Source organism: Azospirillum oleiclasticum (assembly GCF_013423485.1).
Lineage (GTDB): Bacteria > Pseudomonadota > Alphaproteobacteria > Azospirillales > Azospirillaceae > Azospirillum > Azospirillum oleiclasticum.
In genome coordinates, this window is the sequence record NZ_JABFFR010000030.1 from 25,433 (window position 1) to 49,611 (window position 24,179).

Sequence of the window (24,179 nt, forward strand, 5' to 3'; positions counted from 1 at the left end):
TGGATCAGCGCCGCGCCGTGGCCCCCCGTTGCAGGAGCACCGCGACGATGATGATGGTCCCCTGGATGGCGCCGTTCAGGTACACGCTGACGGCACCCGTCAGGTTCAGGATGTTGTCGATGAGGGTCAGCATCACCGCCCCCACCACCGTGCCCCAGATGCGGCCGTAGCCGCCCTTCAGCATGGTGCCGCCGATGATCACCGCGGCGATTGCCTCCAGCTCCCACAGCAGGCCGGTGGTGGCCGACGCCGAGCCCAGCCGCGGCACATACACCACGACGGCCAGCGCCACGCACACGCCCTGGAGCACGAAGGCCAGCAGCTTCACGCGGTCGACATTGATGGCGGAATAGCGCGCCACCTCCTCGTTGGAGCCGATGGCCATGCAGTAGCGGCCGAAGCGCGTGCGGTAGAGGATCAGCGCGCCGACGCAGGCCACCACCGCGAACAGGATGATCGGGTAGGAGACGCCGTAGATCCCGCCGTAATAGACGGGGCGGTAGACCGCGCGCACGGAGCTGTTCAGCGACAGCGTGCCGCCGTCCGCCATCCAGGTCACCAGCGAGCGGTAGATGCCCATGGTGCCAAGCGTGACGATGAAGGCCTCGATCCGCCCCCGCGTCACCACCAGCCCGTTGACCAGCCCGGCCGCCAGACCCAGCGCCACCGCCACCAGCATGCCGACCAGCACCACCGGCACGCCGGCCCCCAGCGAGGCCACGGTGGCGTTCATCGCCACGATCGCCATGCCCGACGAGAAGGCGGCGAGCGAGCCGACCGACAGGTCGATGCCGCCCGCGGTGATGACGAAGGTCGCCCCCACCGCGATGATGCCGATGAAGGCGGTGCGGGTCAGCACGTTGCCGATGTTGCCGGGGCTGAGGAAGACCGGGTTGACCAGCACGCCGATGACGATCAGCGCCGCCAGCGCGATGAACGGGCCGTAGAGCTTGAGGTCGATGCCGCCAGGGCGGCGCGGCCGCGCGTCGCGCAGCACGGGCGAGGTCATGCGGCCCTCCCGTCTTCCAGACGGCCCGTTGGGCCATCGGTTGCCGGCCCGCCCTTCAGGCCGGTGGCGTAGCGCACGATCTCCGCCTCCTCGATGGCGTCGCCCTCCAGCGTGCCGGTGACGGTGCCGGCGCGCATCACCACCACCCGGTGCGACAGCCCGATCACCTCCATCAGCTCCGACGAGATCAGGATGACCGAGCCGCCGCGCCGCGCGAAGTCGTGCAGGAAGCGGTAGATCTGCTGCTTGGTGCCGATGTCGATGCCGCGCGTCGGCTCGTCGGCGATCAGGATGGTGGGCTCCACCTGCATGGTCTTGGCGAGCAGCAGCTTCTGCTGGTTGCCGCCGCTGAGCGAGGAGACGGCGACGCCGGGATCGCGCACGCGGATGTCGAACTCCTGCACCGCGCGCTCCAGCGCCGTTTCCTCCTTAGCCTCGTCGATGAAGACGCGGCCGTAGCGCTCCAGCGCCAGCAGGGTCAGGTTCGGGCGCAGCCCCTTGGCGACCAGCAGCCCCTTGCCCTTGCGGTCCTCCGACAGATAGGCGATGCCGGCGGCGGTGGCGTCGTCCAGATGCCGCAGCCGCAACGCCCTCCCGTCGCGCCGGATTTGCCCGGCCGTGCGCCGCCGCAGGCCAAGCAGCCCCTCCATCAGCTCCGTCCGCCCGGCCCCGACCAGACCGGCGAAGCCCAGGATCTCGCCCTTGCGCAGGGTGAAGGACGCACCCTCCACCCAGCCCGGCACGCTGATGCCGTCCGCCTCCAGCACCACGGCCGCGTCGGCCGGCGGGTGGATCTTTTCGGGGAACAGGTCGCTGACCGGCCGCCCGACCATGAGCTGGGCGATGTCGTCTTGGCTAAGGTCGGCGGCGTCGCGGGTGGCGATGTGGCGGCCGTCGCGCAGCACCGTCACCCGGTCGGCGAGCGCCTTCACCTCGTCCAGCTTGTGGGAGATGTAGACGACCCCCACCCCCTGCGCGGTCAGCCGGCGGATCAGCCGGAACAGCACGGCCGTCTCGGCCCCCGTCAGCACGGCGGTCGGCTCGTCCATGATCAGCACGCGCACATCGCGGGACACGGCCTTGCCGATCTCCACCATCTGGCGCTCGGACACCGCGAGGTCGCGCACGCGGGTGCGCGGATCGACCGGGCAGTCCAGCTCCGCCAGCACCTGGTGCGCCCGCTCCCGCATGGCGCTGCGGTCGAGGAACAGACCGCGCCGCAGCTCGCGGCCGAGGAAGACGTTCTCCTCCACCGTCAGATGTTCGGCGAGGTTGAATTCCTGGTGGATCAGCACGACGCCGAGCCGCTCGGCGTCGCCGCTGCCGGCGAACTCCACCACCGCGCCGTCGACGCGGATCGTGCCCGCGGTGGGCCGGTGGTAGCCGGCCAGAATCTTCATGAGCGTCGATTTGCCGGCACCGTTCTCACCGACGATGGCGTGGACCTCGCCCGCGCGCACGTCGACGTCGACCCCGAACAGGACCTGAACCGGACCGAAGCACTTCTCGACGCCGGATGCCGACAAAATCGGCTCGGCCATTGGTTTCCATCCCTGTTTTGCGGCTCTGTTGCTGGCGGCCGCGAATTAGGTAGACCCTCGAACTAAAACGACGCTACGCTTCCCGAAAGCCGCCGTCAAGGTGGTGTGATAGACGAGCCCCAGGGGGAGGGGCGCCATGAGACCGATTGTGAATTCCGCGGCCATCCGCCGCCTGAACCGCGCCCGCGTGTTCCACGCGCTGCGCGAACACCCGCACTGCGCCCAGCGCGATCTCGTCGGCCTGACCGGGCTGGACAAGGCCACCACGTCGGCGGTGGTCGCCCAGCTCGTGGAGGAGGGGCTGGTGGAGCGGCGCGAGGTGCCGCGCCCCCGCCGCGTCGGCCGGCCGGAGACGGCGCTCGCCATCGCGCCTTCGGCCGGGCTCCTGGTCGGCGCGCGGCTGGAGCCGGGCACCATCCGCATCGTCACCGCCACGCTGGCCGGCACCGTGATCGAGCAGCTCCAGACCCCCGGCAGCCGCGACATCGCCACCGCCATCCGCTCGCTGCGCGACGGCATCGACCGCGCGGTGCGCGCGGGGGAAGGCCCCGAGCGGCCGGTGCGCGGCGTCGGGGTGGGGGTGCCGGCGCTGATGGACCGCGACGGCCGGCTGGAGCTGGCGCCCAACCTCGGCTGGCGCGACTCGCCGATCGCCGCCCTGCTCCAGGCGGAGTTCGACGTCCCCGTCCATGTCGACAACGACAGCAAGGCCGCCGCCCTGGCCGAACGGCTGTTCGGCGCCGGGCGCGGGCTGGACGACTTCGTCTGCGTCGCCGGCCATTCCGGGGTGGGCTGTGGCCTGTTCCTCGGCGGCCGTCCCTACCGCGGGGCGGAGGGCTTCGCGGGGGAGTTCGGGCACATCGCGCTCGTCCCCGGCGGCCGCACCTGCGGCTGCGGCAAGCGCGGCTGTCTGGAGGCCTACGCGTCGGAACCCGCCATCCTGGCCCAGGCGGCCGAGCGCGGCCGGACGCTGGACGACCTGTGGGCGGCGGCCGACGCGGCGCGGGCCGGCGACCCGGTGCTGCTGGGCCTGCTGGAGGAGGTCGGCGGCCGTCTCGGCCTCGCCCTCTCCTATCTGGTCAACCTGACCAACCCGCAGGCGGTGATCCTCGGCGGCAACCTGTGCGTGGTCGCCCCCTTCATCCGCCCGGCCATCGACCGGGCGCTCGCCGAACACGCGCTGGAGCCGCTGCGCCGGTCCTTGCGCGTCGCCATCTCCCCCTTCGGCGCCGACGCCGTCCCGATGGGCGGCGTGGCCCTGGCGCTGGAGGGGTTCCTGGCGGCGCCGTAGGGGGGCTGTCAGGGCTGACGGGACCTCACCCCCATTTCATCTCGCCCTTCGCCACCTTGGCGCCGATCTCCAGCGCGATGCCCAGCCCGGCGTCGGGGTAGAGGCGCTTCATGGCGGCGATCAGGGCGGCGCTGTCGGCGGCCTTCGCCACCTCCGCCTCATAGGCGAGCAGATAGTCGCGGGTGTGGGCCACCGCCGACGCATCCAGCGGCCAGCCGGCGCGCAGATGGCCCGGCACGACCACCGCCGGGTCGCGGGCGGCGATGCCGTCGAGCGCTTGCACCCAGGCGGCGCGCTCCGCCGGGGTGGGGGTGTCGGCGGTCCAGGGGTGCAGGCCGCCGAAGCTCAGCACGCCGCCGAACACGGCGCGCAGCGATGGCACCCACAGGTAACGGCGGTCCTTCATGCCGGGGACCGTCACGATCTCCACCGGCTGGCCGTCCACGCTCAGCACCGTCTCCTCCGTGGCGGTGGGGAAGACCACCTCGTCCACCGTCCTGGGGCCGTTGTCGCCGAGCTTGGGGCTCCACACCTTCAGCTTGCCCTCGACCTTGCGGCGGATCAGCTCCACCGTCTCCGCCGCGGCGATGATGCGCGCCTCGGGGAAGGCCTGCCGCAGGACGTTCAGGCTGAAGTAATAGTCGGGGTCGTTGACGGTGACGACGATGGTGGTCAGCCGCTTGCCGGTGGCGCGGATCGCGTCCGCCACCGCGCGGCCGTCGGCGTAGGTGAAGCCGCCGTCGATCAGCAGCGCCTCGGTCGGGCCGGTCAGCAGCACCGGCGCCCGCAGGAAGCCGGCCTCGCCCGCCGGAAAGGCGGTCCAGGACAGCGGGCCGGACGCGGCGAGGGCGGAAGCGGCGAAGGCGTGGTCCGCCGCCAGCGCGACGCCGGTCGCGGCCAGGGTCATCAGGGTTTCCCGTCGGTTGAGCATGCGCAGGTCCTCCCGGCGCCGCGGACGCGGGCGCCGTCTCTCGGGGTTGGTGGGGAACGCGGAAAAAAGGCGGTTCAGCCGGCCTCGAACACCGCCAGCAGGGCGGCCCGGTCGCCAAACAGCAGGCCGGAGGGCAGGGCGCGCACCGCGTCCCCCCCGGTCAGCGCCAGGGCCGGCACGCCGGACAGGCCAAGCCCCGCCATCAGCCGCTGCGCCTGCGCGACCCGGCCGCGGCGGGCGTCGAGCAGCCCGTCGTCGGGCACCGCCAGCGCGTCGGCCGCGCCGTCCAGCCCCAGCGTCCGCAGGACGTCGCCCAGCACCGCGGTGTCGGCGATGTCGCGGCCATCGACGTAGCGCGCCCGCTGCACCGCGGCCAGGGCCTCCAGCTCGCGCGCCGGGTCCATCCGCGCCACGGCGGTCAGCGCCAGGGTGGCGGGGCCGGAATCGAAGGCGCCGCCGATGGCGCCCAGCACCTCGCGGCGGTAGGTCTCGGTGAAGGCAGCGCCGGTCAGGCGGGCGATGCGCTGGTCGTTGCTCCAGGCATAGCCGGCCAGCCCGGCGTCCATCCGCCGCGCGCCGGCGCCGGAGAACAGGCCGGTGGGCAGAGCCGCGACGCTCACCCCCGGCTGCGCGGCCACATCGCGCACCGCCGCCGACGCCCCGTAGCACCAGCCGCACAAGGGATCGTAGAGGTAGGTCACGCGGGGCATCCCGGCCGCTCCATCATCATTCGCCCCCCAGTGATGCCACTTGCCGATTGTCCGCGAAAGCGGGAAGATGTGGACAGATCGTATGGTAAAGACAAACAGTGGGCGCCCGTGACGGACACCGTGAACCTCAACCGGCTCGCCTATTTCGCCGCGGTGGTGGAGACCGGGTCCTACACCGCGGCGGCCCGGCGTCTCGGCATCACCAAGGCGGTGGTCAGCCAGCAGGTGGCGCGGCTGGAGGCGGAGCTGGGCACCGGGCTGCTGGTGCGCACCACCCGCCGGGTCGAGCCGACCGACGCCGGCCGCCGCTTCCACGCCCGCTGCGCCCGCATCCTGCGCGAGGCGGAGGAGGCCGTGCGCGAGGCGGCGCAGACCGACTCCACCCCGCGCGGCACGCTGCGGGTGACCGCGCCCACCGATTACGGGACCACGGTGGTGGTGCCGGTGGTCGCCGCCTTCCTGGCCCGCCACCCGCACTGCCAGGCGGACGTGACGCTCACCGACGAGACGATCGACCTCGGCGGCGGCAGCCTGGATCTGTCGGTGCGGGTCGGCTGGCTGGAGGAGTCCGGCCTCAGGGCGCGCCGGCTGGGCGGTTTCCGGCAGCTTCTGGTCGCCGCCCCCGCCTTCGCCGGGGCGCTGGCCGGGCTCGACCACCCGCGCGATCTGGCCGCGCTGCCCTTCGTCGCCAACAAGGCGCTGCGCGACCCGCTGCACTGGAGCTTCGAGCGTGACGGGGAGGAGCCGGCGGCCGTCCGGCTGCACGGGGTGCTGGCGCTCAACTCCACGCCCGCGGTGCTGGCCGCGGTGTTGCAAGGCGCCGGCCTGTCGGTGCTGCCCGACTATCTGGCGGCCGACGGGATCGCCGCCGGGCGGCTGTTGCACGCCCTGCCGTCCTGGCGGCTGCCGGCCGGGGGCATCCACGCGGTGTTCCCGCCGGTCCCCGTCCGCCCGCCGCGGGTGACCGCCTTCGTCGAACTGCTGGCCGCCGCCGCCCGCGCGCATTGACAAACCCGCATGATTTGCGTGCCATGCTGTTCCTATAGGGGAAGGAGACAGGGCATGCCCGGAAAGACCATCCACATCGCCTTCGGCCGCGGCCATCTGCCGGTCGCCGTGCCGGAGCAGGCGCAGGTGACCGTGATCCGCAAGCCGGCCCTGCCCAAGCTGCCCGATCAGGCGGCGGCCATCCGTGGCGCGCTCGACGCGCCGGTCGGCGCCCGGCCCCTGCGCGCGCTGGCGGCCGGCAAGGGCTCCGCCTGCATCCTGGTGTGCGACATCACGCGGCCGGTGCCGAACCGGCTGTTCCTGCGGCCGATGATCGAGGACATGGTGGCGTCCGGCATCCCGCTCGACCGCATCACCGTGCTGGTGGCGACCGGCCTGCACCGCCCCAACGAGGGCGAGGAGCTGGCCGAGCTGATCGGCGATCCCTGGGTGCTGGCCGAGGTCAAGGTCGTCAACCACTTCGCCCGCAACGACGAGGACCACATCGACCTCGGCACCACCCCCACCCGCGGCACGCCCGTGAGCATCGACCGCCGCTTCATGGAGGCGGATCTGCGCATCGCCACGGGCCTCGTGGAGCCGCATTTCATGGCCGGCTGGTCGGGCGGACGCAAGGTGGTGGCGCCCGGCGTGGCCGGGCACAAGACGATCCGCACCTTCCATTCCGCCCGCTTCATGGAGGACCCGCTGGCCGTCCAGTGCAACCTCGTCGGCAACCCGCTGCACGAGGAGCAGTTGCAGATCGTCCGCATGATCGGCGAGGTGTACGCGCTGAACACCGTGCTGGACGAGGACCGCGACCTCGTGCACGTCACCTTCGGCGAGATCATCGAGAGCCATCTGGCGGCGGTGGAGTACATCCGCGGCGCCACCGCCATCCCCGTCGGCCGGCGCTTCAAGACGGTGGTCACCTCCTCCGCCGGCTACCCGCTGGACAAGACCTACTACCAGACGGTCAAGGGCATGGTGACGCCGCTCGACATACTGGAGCCGGGCGGCACCCTGATCATCGCCTCGCAATGCTCCGAAGGCTTCGGCTCCGCCGAGTTCCGCGAGGCGCAGGAACGGCTCGTCACGCTCGGCCCCGACCGCTTCCTGGCGACGCTGCTGGCGAAATCGCTGGCCGAGATCGACGAGTGGCAGACCGAGATGCAGTTGAAGCCCATGAGGCGCGGCCACATCCAGCTCTACACCACCGGGCTGGATGACGAGGAGAAGCGCATTACCGGGGTGGAGACCATCACCGACATCGACGGCGCTGTGGCGGCCAGCATCGCCAGGCATGGGGACTCCGCGGTCGCCTTCATCCCCGAGGGCCCGTACGTGGTGCCGCTGCACGGTGTGGGCGGGGCCTGACGCGTGCACATACGGCTCGACGCGGTCGGCGGGATCGCCGGCGACATGTTCGTCGCCGCCCTGCTCGACGCCTTCCCCGACCTGCGGGGGCGTGTGCTGGCCGACGCCCGCGCCGCGCTGCCGCCCGAAGCCGGCGCCCCGGTCCTGGACGAGGCGGTGAACGGCGGGCTGGCCGCCCTCCGCTTCGGACTGGGGCCGGCGCCCTGCGGGCATCATCACCACGACCATGGGCACGGCGACCACCACCACGACCACGATCATCATCACGGCGATTCCGGCACCTTCCGCGCCATCGTCCGGCGGATCGAGGTCGCGACCCTGGCCGAGGGCACGGCGGCACACGCCATCGCCATCCTGCGGGTGCTGGCGGAGGCCGAGGCGCGCATGCACCGGGTGCCGGTGGAGGACGTGCATTTCCACGAGCTCGCCGATTGGGATTCGGTGATGGACGTGGTGGCCGCCGGCAGCATCATCGCGGCGCTGGAGGGCGCCGTCTGGAGCGTGTCCGACCTGCCGCGCGGCGGGGGCATGGTGCGCACGCAGCACGGGCTTCTGCCGGTGCCGGCCCCGGCGACCGCGGCGATCCTGACCGGCTTCCGCTGGCGCGACGACGGCATCGGCGGCGAGCGCGTGACCCCCACCGGCGCCGCCATCCTGCGCCACCTGATCGGCGACCATGGCGGTGACGGCGCGGCGGCGGAGGGCGTGCTGGCGGCGGTCGGCACCGGCTGTGGCACCCGCAGCCTGCCCGACCTGCCCAACGTGCTGCGCGCGCTGGTCTTCCGCGAGGCCGACGCGGCGGGGACCGAGACGGTGGCCGTGCTGTCCTTCGACATCGACGACATGACGGGGGAGGAGCTGGGGGTGGCGCTCGACCGGCTGCGCGCCGCCGACGGGGTGCTCGACCTGTCCTTGGGCACCCGCATCGGCAAGAAGGGCCGCCCGCTGCACGATGTGCGCCTGCTCGTCCGCCCCGACGCGCTGGACGCCGTGCGCGACCTCTGCTTCCGCGAAACCGCCACCATCGGCCTGCGCTGGCGCCTGGAGCGGCGCGCGGTGCTGCCGCGCACGGCGGCGCTGGCGGCGGTCGATGGCCAATGCGTGCGCGTCAAGCGGGTGGAGCGTCCCGGCGGCGGCGGCGCCAAGGCCGAAAGCGACGACCTCGCCGGCCTCGACGGCCTGGCCGAACGCCGCCGCGTCAAACGCCGGGCGGAGGAGGGGGCGTGAGGGCGTCCAACAACCCTCTCCCCCCCGGGGAGAGGTTGGGGGCGTCCATCGCTCCCCCCGCCCGATCACCCGTGGAGAAAAGCACGTGAGCGAGCTTGAGGACCGGCTGGCCGCGGCGCTCGACCGGCACGCGGCACTCGCCATCGCCGTCAGCGGCGGGGTGGACAGCATGACGCTGGCCCATGCGGCGCACCGTGTGGCGCGTACGGACGCCACCATGGTGCACGCCGTCTCCCCCGCCGTGCCCGCGGCGGCGACGGCGCGGGTGCGGGCGCACGCGGGACGGCACGGCTGGCGGCTGCTCTGCCTGGATGCTGGGGAGTTCGCGGACCCCGACTATCTCGCCAATCCCGTGAACCGCTGCTACTTCTGCAAATCGAACCTGTACGCGCGGGTGCGCGCGGCCACCGGCCTGACCATCGCGTCGGGCACCAACCGCGACGACCTCGGCGACTACCGCCCCGGCCTGACCGCCGCGGCGGAGCTCGGGGTGGTGCACCCGTATGTGGAGGCCGGGCTGACCAAGGCGGACGTGTACGCGCTGGCCCGCGCGTACGGGCTGGACGACCTCGCCGCCCTGCCGGCGCAGCCTTGCCTGTCCAGCCGGGTGGAGACCGGCATTCCCGTGCGCGCCGAGGATCTGCGCTTCGTGGAAAATGTCGAGGCGGCGCTGGCTGACCTGTTGCCGGGGCTGGAGGCGCTGCGCTGCCGGATCACACGGGCCGGCGTCGCGGTGGAGGCCGACCCGCTGCCGTCCGGCGCGCCGCTGGAGCGGGCGGCGGGCCGCGCCGCCGATCTCTGCGCGGCGGATGGGCGTGTCTTCGCGGGCTTGCGCCCCTACCGCCGCGGCTCCGCCTTCCTGAAGGACGCCGTGCGTTGAGCGATTTCCAGATCGACTGGCAACGCGAGGAGCGCACCGGCACCGCCGAGGCCATCCTGTGCGACGGCAAGACCGCCGGCCAGATCGCCGCCATGTTGGAAGCCGCCGCCGGCCGCCGCCTGCTGCTGACCCGGCTGTCGGCGGAGAAGCGCGCGGCCCTGCCCGACGCGCTCGATTACGACCCGCTGTCGCGCACCGCGCTGTCCGGGGAGCTGCGGGCGCTCCGCGACAGCGGCATCGGCATCGTCTGCGCCGGCACGTCCGACCTTCCCGTCGCCGGGGAGGCGCGGCGCACCCTGGCCTTCCACGGGCTCGACGCGCCGGTGATCGCCGATGTCGGCGTCGCCGGGCTCTGGCGGCTGATGGACAAGCTCGACCGCATCCGCGGCTTCCGCGTCCTCATCGCCGTCGCCGGGATGGAGGGGGCGCTGTTCAGCGTGCTGGCCGGGCTGGTGCGGGCCCCGGTGATCGCCGTGCCGACCTCCGTCGGTTACGGGGTGGCGGAGGGTGGCCGGGCGGCGCTGAGCACCGCGCTCGCCACCTGCGCCCCCGGCGTGGTGACCGTGAACATCGACAACGGCTTCGGCGCCGCCTGCGCGGCAATCCGCATGACGGCGGCGGGGCGGGGTGCGTGACGTTGGGTCGTCGCTGCGCCCGATCCGACCTGACAGGATGCAGGACGACCCGGCAGCGTGGTTGCGGCGAGCCGTGAAGGGCTGCGATTCGCTCGACACCGCCAGCGGCCCGATCAATCCCCTTGTTCACCCCTCCCAGGATTTCGGGTCACCTTGCCATTTTTCCAGCAGCGATCTTGCGTCAAAAAGGCACCCGCGGGAATCCTGATTGTCAAAGATTCATTGCCGCGCTTAAGGTTGCGGATGTCGCCGTCGGTAATTCGAGGGGGGGGATCCCATGGGAAGATTTCTTCTCGTTCTGGTCGTTGAGTACGTGGCGGGTATTGCATTTATTGGGTTCAACGGTGTTGGCATCGGCGATTTGTTGTCCGCTAATTATACTGATGGCGGGATATTGATGAGAAATTACATCATAACGATGACGCCGATAAATGTCGTGCTAAGCGTCTTCGTTCTTGATGGATACAACAGGATGATCGAAAATCATGATATAAGAAATCCTATATTTTTCGTCATGTTTATTTTTCTGTGTTCCTTGGCTGGTATTGTCTGGGCTTATATGCTCGCAGTCGTGGTGAAGGTCTTTGGACTCAGGGTGGAGCTTGAACAAATCACTGCTGTGATTCTTCCAGGCACTCTGGCACTCGGGCTTTTGATGGCCAACCAAAAGATGCCCAAGGATCGGTCGCGTTGCGATTTCGGGAAGTGCAAGCAGTATGCGTTGAATTATCGTGTGCTTTCAGACCTTCCAAATGCGACGCACGAGTATGTGTGCAGGAAATGCGGAGAAACGATGCAGTCGTCCGGAGGCTGAGTGCCGGTTTGGAAGCGGCGCATTCACGGCCATCCGTTCCGTTTCATCCTCATCCCCGGCCGCGCCGGGGATGAGGATGAGAGAGGAGTGACGCCTGTAAATGCCCCGTTTCCAAACGGTCTCTGACGGCGCCGGTGCGGACTGAACATAGGGAGGATACAGGTCATGACGACGTTTTTGGGCAAGGTCTTCGTGTCGACGGATGGCAAAGGCAGGAAGAATGTCATTGTGAAGACCAGCCAGGGATCTGAATCGAAGACTGACGAGAATGGATTTGCAAACGTGACCTTGGACAATAAAAAATCAAGATCGGCCGAAATATTTATAAATGGGAAGAAGGTGTGGAGTGGCTTCTGTTCTGAAATTGCCGGGAAGGAGATAGTGGTCGAAACCTGAAAAGACGCTTGGAGAATCGAGTTCGTGAGGATAGTTGGCGCCCGCCGGGGTGCCCCAGGCCTGATCGGACAGCCGGATCGACGCACCAGGACCCCGAAAAGAGCTGGCCGAGGATGGGAGGCCGACGGTCACGATCGGCCCCCACTGGGGCGACGAGGCCGAAACGATGGCCCGGCGCCGGTGGTCCTTGAGCAGCCTGCCGGGAAAGCGTCGTGGCAGGTCCGATCGGGGTGCAACGACCCAACGACGGGGACTGCACGGCGCTTGCGCTCAGAATTTTCCCAATGTAGGATTAAAAACCCTTGTACGACCGGAGGACCGCCATGCCCGTCGCTCCCGGCCTGCGCCGCGGTCCCCGCGCCGTCCCCCGCGACCGCTCGCAAGGGCTGGCGGCACTCGGCTTCTTCCAGAGCTTCACGCGGATCGCCTTCCGGAACAACGACCCGCGGGTGGCCTGCGCGGAAGCCGGCCACGCCAAGCGCGGCCGGCGCCTGCCGGAATCGGGGCCGGACGCCATCCCCGGCCCGCCAGCCATCCGCGCGCCGGAGGGGCGGCTGGTGCCCCGCTCGCGCACCCCCGACCGGGTGTGGGCGCGGGCGGCCCGTGCGCTCGCCGCCGGCTACACGCCGCGGCAGGTGTCGTAGACGCTGGGCATCGGCCCTGACGCTCTGCGGAATGCGTGGAAGGAGGCGGACGATTTCCGCTACCGCACCTATTGGGAATACCACTCCATGATCGCCGAGGCGCGGGCCCGGCTGCGGCGGAACAACGCCTATGTGCTGCCGGCGGCGCTGGTGCCGGACTGGCAGAAGGCGATGTGGCGGCGGATGGAGGAGGCGGGCAGGGCGTCGCCCCCGGCCCCCACCCCGACCCTCCCCCATCTGGCGGCGGGGGAGGGAGAAGAAAAAACCCTCTCCCATCCGGCGACGACGGATGGAGCGGAAGCCCTCCCCCGCGCAGCGGGGGAGGGTTTGGGTGGGGGCCAGACGCCGCGACTTCCCCCACCCCCATGCAACACCCCCGTCGCACGTTCGCGCACCGACAACCCCCCGCAACCCCTTGCCCCGCCACCGGAAACACCCGCTGATGGGCACGCGACACCCGCCGCGCACGGCAAAAACCGTCGCACGATGTCGCACGCCCCCGCCGCCGGCGGGACCATGCGGCACTTGACCGCGGTGCGGCCCCTGCGCCTAACTGATGGGGCACCGGGCAGCGGATGCGGGCCCGGCCGGAACGGGATGCAACGGGACTGTCGCAATGGCGTCATCATCCCGTCGCGCAACTCAGGCATCAACGCACTGCAACCGGATGGCGGGTCTCCCCATGGAACAGTGCAGTTCGATCGGCATGGCGCAAACGGACACGTCGTCCCTGGCGGCGGGTCTGGAGGTCCGGCTCGCGGCGGGCGCGGACGAGGTGGACGCGGCGCAGGCGCTGCGCTACCGGGTGTTCCACGAGGAGCTGGGGGCGACCCTGTCGGGCACGGTCCCCGGCCGCGACGTGGACGATTTCGACGCGGTCTGCGACCATCTGGTCATCCTCGACCACGACGCCGCACCGGATGGCCGGGGGGGGGGCCGGGGAGGGGGCCGGGTGGTCGGCACCTACCGGCTGCTGCGGCGCTCGGTGGCCGACCGGCACGGTGGCTTCTACAGCGCGGCGGAGTTCGACATCGCCCCGCTGCTCGCCCGTCCGGGCGAGGTGCTGGAGCTCGGCCGCTCCTGCATCGATCCGGGCTACCGGACACGCGCGGCCATGCAGCTTCTCTGGCGCGGCATCTCCGCCTACATCCTGGCCCACGACGTGTCGCTGATGTTCGGCTGCGCCAGCCTGCCCGGCACCGACGTGGAGGCGCTCGCCCCGGCGCTCTCCTACCTGCACCAGCACCACTTGGCCCCACCGGCGCTGCGCGCCCGCGCGCTGCCGCACCGCCATGTGGCGATGGACCGGCTGCCGGCCGGCAGCCTGGGCGCCGTGGCCGACCGCATGGACGGCCGGGCGGCGGTGGCCGGCCTGCCGCCGCTGCTCAAGGGCTATCTGCGGCTCGGCGGCTTCGTCGGCGACGGCGCGGTGATCGACCACGACTTCAACACCACCGACGTCTGCCTGATCGTCCCGGTGGACGAGCTGACCGGCAAATACGCCCGGCACTTCCTGAACCGGCTGCCGGGGGCCTGATCAAGGGTGGCCTGACCCCCTGGCAGCGTTTCAGCGTCAGGGCGTATCGATGTCGACGCCGGAGAAGACCTGCAGGAACGGGTCGATGCGGTAGCCGCGGACCTCCCGGCGCAGGACCACCGACACCACGGAGTGGGCGAGCGGGACCCACGGCGCCTCGCGGGCGAAAATCCGCTGCGCCTCCCGGTAGCGGTCGGCGCGCTCCTCGGTCACGGGGGTGCGCTTGGCCCGCGTCACCTGTTCCTCGAAGCCGGGGTCGCACCAGCGGGCGATGTTGCCTCCGCCCGGCCGCGCCGCGTCGCAGCCGAGCAGCAGGAACAGGAAGTTGTCGGGATCGCCGTTGTCGCCGGTCCAGCCATAGATCGCCATGTCGTGCTCGCCCTGGCCCAGCCGGCGGCGGTACTCGCGCCAGTCGTCGGTGCGCAGCGTGACCCGGACACCGACCCGCTCCAGGCTGTCCCGGATGATCTCGGCCGCCCGCTTGCCGTTGGGCATGTACTGGCGGGCCACCGGCGGGAACCAGAGCTCCGCCGTGAAGCCGTCCGGGTACCCGGCCTCGGCCAGCAGGCGGCGGGCGCCCTCGGGGTCGAAGGGGTATCCCGGCGTCGACTCGTCGTAGGACCACATGATCGGCGGGATCGGATTCTTCGCCGGACGCGCGGCACCCTGGTACACCGCCTCGATGAGCGTTTCCTTGTCGACGGCGAGGTTCAGCGCGCGGCGGACCCGCAGGTCGTCGAAGGGCGGTCGCGAGGTGTTGAAGGCGAGGTAGGCGATGTTCAGCCCCTCCCGCCGCTGCACCACGAGGTCGGGGTCCTTCTCGATCTTCGCCAGCTCGGCCGGGTTGGGGAAGACCATCAGGTGGCATTCCCCCGCCCGCAGCTTGTTCAGCCGCACCGCCGCGTTCGGGTTGATGGAGAAGATCAGGGCGTCGAGCCGCTCCCGCCCGCCCCAATAGCGGTCGTGCGCCCGGTAGCGGATCGCCACGTCCTTCTGGAAGGACACGAAGCGGAAGGGGCCGGTGCCGACCGGCGCCTCGTCGAACAGCTCCGGCCGCCCCCGTTCCGCCAGCACCTTGGCGTATTCGGCGGACTGGATGGAGGCGAAGGGCATGGCGAGGTTGGCGAGGAAGGGGGCCTCCGGCCGGGTCAGGACGATGCGCACGGTGCGGTCATCGACCCGCTCCACCGCCTTCAGAAGGACCGCCATGGACATGTCCTTGAAGTAGTCGTAGGTGCCCCGCCCCACCTTGTGGAAGGGGTGGTCCGCCCGCCACTGCCGTTCGATGGAGAAGACCACGTCGTCGGCGTTCATCGGCCGCGTCGGCGTGAAATGCTCGTTGGCGTGGAACCACACGTCGGGGCGCAGGGTGAACAGGTAGGTCAACCCGTCCTCCGACACCGTCCAGGATTCGGCCAGCCCCGCTTTGGTGCGGGTGGTGCCGCGCACGAACTCCACCAGGTTGTTGTAGAGGGGCAGGGCCGCGTTCATGCTGGTGCCGGTGGTGGTCACCTGCGGGTTGAAGCTCTCCGGGTTGCCTTCCGAACAGAAGACCAGCGACTTCTCCGCCAGCGCCGGCGTGGACAGCGCGCCGCCGGCCGCGACGAGCAGGGCGAGCGCCAGCCGGCGCGCGGGGAACGAACGAATGGGCATGAAGGACTCCGGTGCGATCCGCTACAGGGTCAGGGCGGGGATCGGGGCAGGGATCGGGGACCCCACGACGCGGCGGGGGAAACGGATGACGAAGCGCACGCCGCGGCCGGGCTCGCTGTCGACGGTCACCCGCCCGCCGAGCCGCGCCGTGACGAGGTTGTAGACGATGTGCAGGCCGAGCCCGGTGCTGCCGCCGGCCCGGCGGGTGGTGAAGAAGGGATCGAAGACGCGGTCGAGGTGGTTGGGCGGGATGCCGCGGCCGTCGTCGCGGTAGACCAGCTCGACCGTGTCCTCGTCGGGTGCGCGGGCCTGCAGGGTGATGGTGCCGGCACGCCCGTCCTCGTACCCGTGCAGCAGCGAGTTGACGACGAGGTTGGTCAGGATCTGGGTGAGCACGCGGGGGTACCCGTCGATCACCAGCCGCTCCGGGCAATCGATGTGGAGGGCATGGCCGGCCCGCCGCCAGGACGGCTGCAGCCCCTCCGCCAGATCCAGCAGGCAGGTCAGCAGGTCGAACGGCTGGCGCTCGTCGTTGGTCTGGTCGGCGGACACCTGCTTGAACCGCTGCACCAGCTCCGCCACCCGGCCGAGATTCTGCATCAGCAGGCGGGACACCTCCTCCGAAGAGGTCACGAACGCATCGAAATCGGCCCTCCGCATGGCACCGCCGGCGGCCGTGCGGACGATGTCCTCCAGCCGGTTCGACAGGTGGGAGGCCCCCATCAGCGCGTTGCCGAGCGGCGTGTTGATCTCGTGCGCCACGCCGGCCACGAGCTGGCCCAGCGCCGCCATCTTCTCGGCCTGGACCAGCTCGTCCTGGGTGACGCGCAGCTCCTGCAATGCCAGATCGGCCCGCTCCTTGGCGCGGAGCAGCGCCCGCTCCCTGAGCCCGATCTCGCGCACGAAGAAGGCCGCGGTGCGGGCCATGTCACCGAACTCGTCCCGGCGGCCGGTCCCGTCGATGCGGCCGGCCAGCGGGTCGTCGGCCAGCCGCATCATCTGCTCCTGGAGCCGCTGCACCGGCCGGCTGATCGAGCGGGCGACGAGGAAGGCCGTGCCGCCGCCGAGCAGAAGGCCGACGGTGGCCCCCACCGCCAGGATGGTGGTGAGCAGCGAGCCGATGCGCGCCGCCTCGCTGCGCAGGGTCTCGTCGAGAGAACGGGCCGCCTCCGTCATGGTGGCGGCGTCCTGGTCCATGTCGGCCAGCGTGGCGTTCAGCGCGCGCAGGCCCGACGCGGTCTTGCCCAGGCTGTCCCGCCAGTTGCCGATGGCGGCCACCACCTCGTCCTGGAGCAAGGGGGACATCGGCAGTCCGCGCACGACCCCGAGCAGCAGCCCGGCATCGGCCACCACCGCCTCCGCCGCGTCCGCGTCGCGGCCGGTGACGGCGTTCGTCGCCCGCTGCCCGAGGCGGAGTGCCACCACCGCCACGTTCTGGGTCTCCTGCTCCGTGTCGTTGGCCTGGATCGAGTAGGCGAGAAGCTGCACCACCTCGTCCTGGATCGCCGAATAGCCGGTCGACTTGATGGTCTGGATGCGGGCCGTCATCGTCTCGACCACCGCGGCGGCGGCGGTGCTGGCACGCAGCGCGTCGGCCAGCCGCGCGTCCGTCCCCGCGGCGCTCCCGCCGCCCAGCGCCGCCACCGCGCCCACCACCGCCTCGACCGCCATCACGTAGCGGTCGGCCGCCTCGACGGCGGGATAGCGCCCGACCGCGGCGGGATCGGTCCGGCGCAGGGTCTCCATCAGCTGCCGGGCGGACTCCAGCAGAGCCCGGCTTTCCGACTGGACGTCGCGGATCGACACCGACCGGCTGCCCGGAACGGCCAGACCGGCCAGCAGGTCGCCTTCGCTGCGTCTGAGCTTGAACAGCGCCTCGCGCGTGTCGTGGACGTGCTCCACCACGTCCCGGCTGTCGTGCAGCCGCCGGTCCGCGTCGGTCAGGGAGGCGAGCAGGTCGACGTTGGACGCGTGCTGCCGGTGCCGCGCCCGGTCGGTGAGGCTGGTGAGGGTGGCGGCGTGCCGGCCCATGTCGTTGACCAACCCGTCGTTCCGCGCGGCCACTGTCATGAAGCCGGTCATCAGCGTGACATACCGGTCGAGCACCCGGCCCGCATCGGCCACCGCCGGCCGGTCGGCAGGCCCCATCATGCCGGACAGCCGGTCCAGCCCGGCCCGTGCGGCCGCGGACGACTCCGCGAAACGCCCTGCCCTGGCGCTGCGCTCAGTCGGCGCGGCCTCAAGGTAGCCAATGCGCGCGGCCGTGGCATCCATGACGTGCCGGTGGACGGAACCGGACAGCACGGCGGCCTCGTAGACCCGCTCGCTCCGTCCGAGGAGCAGGCCCGCAGCCACCGCAATCACCACCGCGACCGCGACCGGCACGCCCCCGACCAGGGCGATGCGGTAGCGTATCCTCATGGGCGCGCCCGCCGGACGGTGGCGGGGGACTTGGGGTTGGGCACAGGGACTCCGAACGACGGACGGAATGCCCTGGTATGGACCCAACCCCGTAAACAGATCGTCACCACCACCGGGCCGCGCCTGCGCGAAGTCGGTGATATCCGCCGGGTTCAGGCGGCGCGGACATCCTCCAGGAAGCGTGCGACGAAGCGGCGGAGTTCCTGGGCGTCGCTGGTCAGCCCCCCCGCCGCGGCCAGCAGCTCGCGCGAGCTGTCCCCGGTCATGGTCACCGCTTGGGACACCCCGACAATGGTCCCGCTGACCTCCTGCGTGCCGCGTGCGGCTTCCTGGACGCTGCGGCTGATCTCGCCGGTCGCGTCATGCTGCTGGGCGATGGCGTCGGTCACGGCCGCCGTGATGCGGGCGATCTCCCCGATGGCCTCGCCGATCTCCGCGATGGCTGCGGCGGCGTTGCGGCTCACCTCCTGGATGCCGGCGATCTGGGTGCCGATCTCCTCGGTCGCCTTCGCGGTCTGGCTCGCCAGTGTCTTCACCTCGCTGGCGACCACCGCGAAGCCCTTCCCGGCCTCGCCGGCCCGCGCAGCTTCGATGGTGGCGTTCAGGGCCAGCAGGTTGGTCTGGCCGGCGATCTCGTTGATCATCTCCACCACCTCGCCGATGCGCTGCGCCGACTCGACGAGACCGCGCACCGTGCCGTCGGTGTTGCGGGCTGCGCGGACGGCGTCGCCGGCCATGTGGTTGCTGTCGGCCACCTGCCGCGCGATCTCCGCGACCGAGGCGGAAAGCTGCTCCGCCGCGGCGGCCACGGTCTGCACGTTGACGGTGGTCTGTTCCGAGGCGGCCGCCACGACGCTTGCCTGCCGGGACGTGGCGTCGGCGGTCGAGGTCATGGTTCCGGCCGTAGCGTGGAGCTGGTCGGCGGCGGCGGCCACGCGGCCGATCGCTTCCAGCGCCTCGCGGTCGAACGCGGCCGTGAGCGCCCGGATGCGCTCGGCCCGTGCCTGTCTGGCGGCATCGTCGCGGGCGCGCTCCGCGGCCAGGGCTTCGGCGCGGATCATGCCCTCCTTGAAGACCTCCACGGCCCGCGCCATGCCGCCCAGCTCGTCGCCGCGATCGGTGCCGGGGACCGGCGTGCCATGGTCGCCTCCGGCCAGACGTTCCATGCTGCGGGTCATCGCAACGACCGGACGCGACAGGCCACGGCCGAGCAGGATGGCGCTGGCCAGACCAAGGAGTATGGCCAGGACCGCGGCACCGATGGTCAGGGTGGAGGCGCCGGCGATCGCCTCGGCAGCCGACTCGCCGAGCGACCGCTGCGCCGTCGTGCTGTCATCCTTGAGCCGCGCCGCCTCGTCGGCGACGGCCGCACCGGTGGTGCCGATGGCGTCACGCACCAGGGCGTTGCGCTTCTCCGTTGTGACGACCAGCGTCTCGAACGCGGTCGTGTACACACGCTGGAGCGCCATGAAGGACTGGGCGCTGCGGCGTCGTTCCAGACCCTCCAGCTTGCCCATCATGGAATTGCCGACATCCCGCGCCGCTCGAACGGCCGCCCGTACGGCCTCTACCCGTTCCGGCACGCTGTCCGTCAGGTACCGGCTCGCCTCGATGCGGGCGGTCAGCGCGTGCCGCAACGCCGACCCAGCAAGGAACAAGGCGACCGGATCGCGGTCGACGTTGCCGCTGTCCAGGATCGCCGTCAGGGCGCTCTCCATCTTCGGTGCGATCTCGGTCATGTCCGCCACCGCGGCTCGGCGTTTCTCGTTGAGTTCGGCCACCTGCGCGAACGCATCTTCGAACGACTTGAGCCGCTCGGCCATGGCATCGAGCGCCGCAACCGTTGCAGCATCCGCCGCGTGCCCGCGCGCCTGTCCGATCATCGCGCCGACCTGCGCGGCGGTGTCCCGCACGCGGGCGACCGCTTCCGGGGCCCCGGTCAGAAGAAAGCTTTGGGCATGCAGGCGCGTTTCCTGAAGATCCGCCTGGATCAATGCCAGTTCGTTGGTGTGATCGGCCAGGGAGCGATAGCTTGCGAACCCGGTCCGCGCCTGCGTCAGGGCGAACACCGCCACCGCGCCGATGAGAAGAACAAAGGCGAGGACCGCGGTGCTGGCGAGGGTGATCTTCGTGCCGATGCTGAAGCGGCGGAACACGCTCATGGACGGCTGCTCCTCGATGGGCTGGGATCGGTAACCCGGATGCATTTCGCACACATTCGAAAGGCTAAGGCTGGCCGGTGCTATTCCGCAACTGCGAAAAGCGTCTTCGTTCAAAAGACGATTGCCCGCGGCATCAATGCAGGCGGGGGTATGGGCCAGTTTTCGGTCCAAAGAAGCAGTCATAAAGCCAAAGACCGAGTAGGAGCCGGATCCATTCATCTCAAATTCGAGAAAAATAGCGATGCATATTCCCGAGATTTTACGCGCACATGTCCGACTTTTGCCCCAACGGAACTGTTTATGGTGCCCCTCGACACATGGAGCCGGTGGGGACCGGCGGGGTATCCAGAACCCGGTGGTTAAAGTGCCGATCCGGAGACCGGCGGCCAGGAGCGGCCGGACGTCCCGTCATCCCGACCGAACGGCTCAATTCCCGATGGGACAACCTTGGAGACGCCAGACATGGCCACCGCCCGCACCGGTCTTCTGTTCGAGCAGACCTTCGACAGCGGCTCGATCGTCAGCGCGCTCGGATTCAAACACTCCGGCAACACTGACACCACGCTGGCCACCATCGCCGGCCAGCGTGCCGCCGAGGTCACTCTCGACCACTATGACAGCCGCGTGTCCTATCGCACCGAGATCCAGCCGACGAAGCTGCCTACGGCGGAGTTCAATAACGGCATGTTCGCCAAGATGGGCCACGAATACTGGTACGGCATGCGCCTGTTCCTGGACGAGGGATGGAAGCAGGTCGATAAGGTCGACACCGTGCTGATGCAGTTCCACTCCCAGCCGGACCCGGGCGAGGCGTGGCGCAGCCCGCCGGTGGCGCTGCAGGTCGTGAACAAGAACGGCGAGCAGCACCTGAACCTGATCGTCCGCTCCGACAGCAGCAAGATCACCACCGGGTCGGGCGAGGGGCGCTACGACAGCTCCAAGCAGTACGACCTGGGCAAGATCGACGGCGACATCGGCAAGTGGACCGACCTCGTCTGGCACGTGAAGTGGAACCACGATGGCAGCGGCTACCTGCAGCTCTACAAGAACGGCGAGATCATCGCCGACCTGAAGGGCGCCAACGCCTTCAACGACGCGACCGGCCCCTATCTGAAGATGGGCCTCTACAAATATGACTGGGCCAACGGCACCGACACAGGGCCGGACAGCCGCACCGTCTACATCGACGACTTCCGCGTCGGCGGATCCGATGCCGACTACGCAACCGTGGCACCGGGCGCAACAGGCGTTGCCGCGGCCCCGGCCGCGCCGGCAAAAGCTAGCGGGCTTACGGGGACGGCCGGAGCCGACAAGCTGGTCGGTGGTGCTGAGGGGGAGACGATCGCTGGCGGTGCGGGGAACGACGACCTGATCGGCAACGGCGGTAACGACGTTTTGAAGGGCGGGAGCGGGATCGACATCCTGACCGGCGGCGGCGGGCACGACCGCTATGTCAAGGCCACGCTGGGCGAAGGGATCGACTATGTCACCGATTTCGGCCCCGGCGACGTCCTCGACCTGACCGCCCTCGATCAGGCGGTGAAGGCGGAGTTCGGGCACGGGCTGAGCGCCGAACATCTGCACTTCGTGCAGTCGGGGACGGCCGCGCTGGTCACCCTCGATGTCGATGGAAAGGGCGGTGAACCGTCGGAGACGCTGTTCCACCTGGACGGGGTGGCGGCTTCGTCACTCCACCTCGGTGACGATGTCCTGCTGCAGGGTCACGACGGAGTGGCCTGACGCCGTCCATCGGCGGTCAGGCGTTCCCCTGCGTCACTCGGGATAGCACCGCGGAAACCGCCTCGGCGAGGGTCCTCATGTCGTAGGGTTTCGGCAGGATGTGGAAGCCCGACCCTTGGGCGATCTCCTCGCTGTAGCCGGTGGTGACGAGCACCGGCAAGTCCGGACGGGTGCGGCGCACCTTGCGGGCCAGATCCAGCCCGCTCATCTCCCCCGGCATGACCACGTCGGTGAAGAGCAGGTCCACCGGTTCGCCATCGGACAGTATGGCCAGGGCTTCCTCGGCCGAGGAAGCCCTGGAGACCTGGTATCCCAGTTCCACCACAGCCGCGGCCATCACGGCGGCGACGATCGGGTCATCCTCCACCAGCAGCACGTGCCGCACTGTTGCCGGCGCGTCGTGTTCGACCGGACGAACCGGCGGAAGAACTGGTTTGGTGCAGCGTGGCAGAAGCAGCGTGACGGCGGTGCCCTTGCCCGGAGCGGAGTCGATCCGGGCGACCCCGCCCGACTGACGTGCGAACCCGTACACCTGACTCAGCCCCAACCCCGTGCCCCGCGCCTTCTCCTTCGTCGTGAAGAACGGCTCGAAGGCCCGTACGGCGACGTCCTCGGACATGCCGATTCCGGTATCGGTGATGGTGAGCCGAACGAACTCGCCGCGCAATCCGCCGTGATCGCTGCCGGGTTGGAGGTGCGTGTTGGCGGCCTCGATGGTGAGCAATCCACCATCCGGCATCGCATCGCGCGCGTTTATGGCAAGGTTCAGCACCGCCAGTTCAAGCTGCGTCGGATCGACCTCGGCCGGCCAGAGTCCCGGTTCGAGCCGTACCTCCAGACGGATGTTCGCTCTCAAAGCCCCTGACAAAAGTTCGGACATCGTCAGCAAACGGTCACGCACGTCCACCGGTTCGGGGCGCAGCGCCTCGCGCCTCGCGAAGGCCATGAGTTGCCGTGTCAGTTTGGCTCCACGGTCCACCGCCTGTCGCCCGGCCTCCAGAAGCGGCTGGATCGATGGTTGCGATGCCCGGCGCTCGATCATGATGAGGCAGCCGGACAGCGCCTGGAGAAGGTTGTTGAAGTCGTGCGCGATGCCGCCGGAAAGCTGGCCCACGGCTTCCATCTTCTGGGCCTCCCGCAACGCCTTCTCGGCCTGTTCGCGGCGTTCGACCTCGGTCTGCCAATTCATCAAGGCAACGCGCTCGGCCGCCGTGCGCCGGAGGGCAAGGGCGGCCGTGAGGAACAGTGAGACCGCCGCCCCGAGGCAGAGCGCCCCGTAGAGCGCCATGTTGGTCCACCATTCGGCAAGGATGGCGTCCGTGCCCACTGCGAGAGCCACATAAAGCGGGTAAGCCGCCACTTTGCGGAAGGCGACGATGCGGCGGACGCCATCGACCGCGGAAACGCCTTCGAAGACGCCTTGGTCGTTGCCTTCGATGGCACGCATGAAGTAATGGCTCGCGGCCGGCCTGACATCGGCCGGTGGCGGCAATTGGGAGTCGCGAACGATGAAGGTGCCGTCCGACTTGACGAGCGCAACGGAGTGGTTCAGCTGCGGCGCCGCTTCGCGATAGATCGACAGGAAGGTGTCGACCCGGATGGAGGCGACGGCCACGCCACGTTGCTGGCCGGGGCCAGGGCCGGGGGTATGGGCGCGTGCCAGTGCGAAGACCGTCTGCCCGCTGACCCGCCCATTGACCGCTTCCGAGATTTCAAGATCGCTCGACCCATCCACGAGGGGTCGGAAATAGGCCCGGTCGTCCAGCCGCAGCGGTTCGACCGGGAACACCCTCGAGTGTTGGGCAAGGCGCCCCTCAGGGTCGATGAAGACGATCGCTGACAGGACCCGCGCGTGTTCGTTCGTCGCTGCGATGAAGTCGTGCAGCTTCCGGGAGGCGGCAATCTGCCGCCAGTCCAGACCGTCGGCGGCAAGACTCGCTTGCCGGATCGCCATATCGGCGAAAGAAAACACGTTTTCCGCATGCTCGTGCAGTATGGCGGTCGTCCGCTCCAGTTCGTGGATCGCATCCTCCATGATCCGTTCATGGTCATAGAGTGCGACAGCAACGAACATCAGCACTGGCACAAGGATACTGGCCACCATCGTCAGGCGCAGGGCGCGTGTCGAGTCGGCGAATGTGGCCGGGAGGGTAAGCGGCTGCTGCGACCCGGACATGCTCGTCTGTGGGATAGGCGGGAAGTTTCCGCGGGATTGGGGACGATT

The 24,179-nt window shown here is 70.0% G+C and carries 19 protein-coding genes; 11 read left to right on the plus strand and 8 right to left on the minus strand.

Features of this window, described 5'->3' with window-relative positions:
- Window positions 1–4 precede the first annotated feature (4 nt).
- Window positions 5–1,009 carry an ABC transporter permease gene (locus HL658_RS26250; protein WP_180284720.1) on the minus strand — a complete coding sequence of 335 codons (1,005 nt, stop codon included), beginning with the start codon at window positions 1,007–1,009 and terminating at the stop codon, window positions 5–7.
- Complete coding sequence (locus HL658_RS26255) at window positions 1,006–2,550, minus strand: sugar ABC transporter ATP-binding protein (RefSeq protein ID WP_180284721.1); 1,545 nt, start codon at window positions 2,548–2,550, stop codon at window positions 1,006–1,008. Before HL658_RS26255 ends, HL658_RS26250 begins: the two co-directional genes overlap by 4 nt.
- 136 nt (window positions 2,551–2,686) lie before the next feature.
- Between HL658_RS26255 and HL658_RS26260 the strand changes: the two genes are divergently transcribed.
- Window positions 2,687–3,841, plus strand: a complete 1,155-nt coding sequence (locus HL658_RS26260; protein WP_180284722.1) for an ROK family transcriptional regulator — start codon at window positions 2,687–2,689, stop codon at window positions 3,839–3,841.
- Between the two features lie 25 nt (window positions 3,842–3,866).
- On the opposite strand, the gene HL658_RS26265 is transcribed toward HL658_RS26260, so the two are convergent.
- Together HL658_RS26265 and HL658_RS26270 are read right to left on the minus strand one after the other, a co-directional pair.
- Window positions 3,867–4,772: an MBL fold metallo-hydrolase gene (locus HL658_RS26265; protein WP_180284723.1), complete on the minus strand. Its 906-nt coding sequence runs from the start codon at window positions 4,770–4,772 to the stop codon at window positions 3,867–3,869.
- A gap of 74 nt (window positions 4,773–4,846) precedes the next feature.
- Window positions 4,847–5,482, minus strand: a complete 636-nt coding sequence (locus tag HL658_RS26270) for a DsbA family protein (protein WP_180284724.1) — start codon at window positions 5,480–5,482, stop codon at window positions 4,847–4,849.
- A gap of 108 nt (window positions 5,483–5,590) precedes the next feature.
- On the opposite strand from HL658_RS26270, the gene HL658_RS26275 reads away from it, so the two are divergent.
- The 9 genes from HL658_RS26275 to HL658_RS26315 all read left to right on the plus strand — a co-directional run bounded on the left by HL658_RS26275 (window position 5,591) and on the right by HL658_RS26315 (window position 13,979).
- Window positions 5,591–6,490 carry a LysR family transcriptional regulator gene (locus HL658_RS26275; protein ID WP_343055343.1) on the plus strand — a complete coding sequence of 300 codons (900 nt, stop codon included), beginning with the start codon at window positions 5,591–5,593 and terminating at the stop codon, window positions 6,488–6,490.
- Window positions 6,491–6,544: 54 nt separating this feature from the next.
- On the plus strand, window positions 6,545–7,846 hold the full coding sequence (locus tag HL658_RS26280; protein WP_180284726.1) for a nickel-dependent lactate racemase family protein: 1,302 nt from the start codon (window positions 6,545–6,547) through the stop codon (window positions 7,844–7,846).
- A gap of 3 nt (window positions 7,847–7,849) precedes the next feature.
- Window positions 7,850–9,073, plus strand: a complete 1,224-nt coding sequence (gene larC / locus HL658_RS26285; protein ID WP_180284727.1) for a nickel pincer cofactor biosynthesis protein LarC — start codon at window positions 7,850–7,852, stop codon at window positions 9,071–9,073.
- Window positions 9,074–9,158: 85 nt separating this feature from the next.
- A complete protein-coding gene (gene larE / locus HL658_RS26290) occupies window positions 9,159–9,953 on the plus strand; it encodes an ATP-dependent sacrificial sulfur transferase LarE (protein WP_180284728.1) in 795 nt (264 codons plus the stop codon).
- Window positions 9,950–10,588: a nickel pincer cofactor biosynthesis protein LarB gene (larB, locus tag HL658_RS26295; RefSeq protein ID WP_180284729.1), complete on the plus strand. Its 639-nt coding sequence runs from the start codon at window positions 9,950–9,952 to the stop codon at window positions 10,586–10,588. Before larE ends, larB begins: the two co-directional genes overlap by 4 nt.
- 277 nt (window positions 10,589–10,865) lie before the next feature.
- A complete protein-coding gene (locus tag HL658_RS26300) occupies window positions 10,866–11,402 on the plus strand; it encodes a hypothetical protein (protein ID WP_180284730.1) in 537 nt (178 codons plus the stop codon).
- Window positions 11,403–11,567: 165 nt separating this feature from the next.
- Window positions 11,568–11,798 (plus strand): hypothetical protein, encoded by a 231-nt coding sequence (locus HL658_RS26305; RefSeq protein ID WP_180284731.1) that lies wholly within the window; start codon window positions 11,568–11,570, stop codon window positions 11,796–11,798.
- A gap of 323 nt (window positions 11,799–12,121) precedes the next feature.
- Window positions 12,122–12,442 carry a hypothetical protein gene (locus tag HL658_RS26310; RefSeq protein ID WP_180284732.1) on the plus strand — a complete coding sequence of 107 codons (321 nt, stop codon included), beginning with the start codon at window positions 12,122–12,124 and terminating at the stop codon, window positions 12,440–12,442.
- A 682-nt stretch (window positions 12,443–13,124) separates the two neighbouring features.
- The gene (locus HL658_RS26315; RefSeq protein ID WP_246337907.1) at window positions 13,125–13,979 is read left to right on the plus strand and encodes a GNAT family N-acetyltransferase; all 855 of its coding nucleotides are present in this window, start codon (window positions 13,125–13,127) and stop codon (window positions 13,977–13,979) included.
- A 36-nt stretch (window positions 13,980–14,015) separates the two neighbouring features.
- Here the strand turns inward: HL658_RS26315 and HL658_RS26320 are convergent, their stop codons facing one another.
- The 3 genes from HL658_RS26320 to HL658_RS26330 all read right to left on the minus strand — a co-directional run bounded on the left by HL658_RS26320 (window position 14,016) and on the right by HL658_RS26330 (window position 20,215).
- The gene (locus HL658_RS26320; protein WP_180284733.1) at window positions 14,016–15,632 is read right to left on the minus strand and encodes an ABC transporter substrate-binding protein; all 1,617 of its coding nucleotides are present in this window, start codon (window positions 15,630–15,632) and stop codon (window positions 14,016–14,018) included.
- Between the two features lie 21 nt (window positions 15,633–15,653).
- Complete coding sequence (locus HL658_RS26325; RefSeq protein ID WP_246337909.1) at window positions 15,654–18,053, minus strand: sensor histidine kinase; 2,400 nt, start codon at window positions 18,051–18,053, stop codon at window positions 15,654–15,656.
- A 152-nt stretch (window positions 18,054–18,205) separates the two neighbouring features.
- Entirely contained in the window at window positions 18,206–20,215 is a 2,010-nt protein-coding gene (locus tag HL658_RS26330; RefSeq protein WP_180284734.1) for a methyl-accepting chemotaxis protein, read from the minus strand.
- A gap of 462 nt (window positions 20,216–20,677) precedes the next feature.
- Here HL658_RS26330 and HL658_RS37360 point away from each other — a divergent pair, with 462 nt between their 5' ends.
- Window positions 20,678–21,955, plus strand: coding sequence for a heparin lyase I family protein (locus HL658_RS37360; RefSeq protein WP_180284735.1), 1,278 nt, complete (start codon window positions 20,678–20,680; stop codon window positions 21,953–21,955).
- Window positions 21,956–21,971: 16 nt separating this feature from the next.
- On the opposite strand, the gene HL658_RS26340 is transcribed toward HL658_RS37360, so the two are convergent.
- On the minus strand, window positions 21,972–24,131 hold the full coding sequence (locus HL658_RS26340; RefSeq protein ID WP_246337911.1) for an ATP-binding protein: 2,160 nt from the start codon (window positions 24,129–24,131) through the stop codon (window positions 21,972–21,974).
- Window positions 24,132–24,179: the final 48 nt, after the last annotated feature.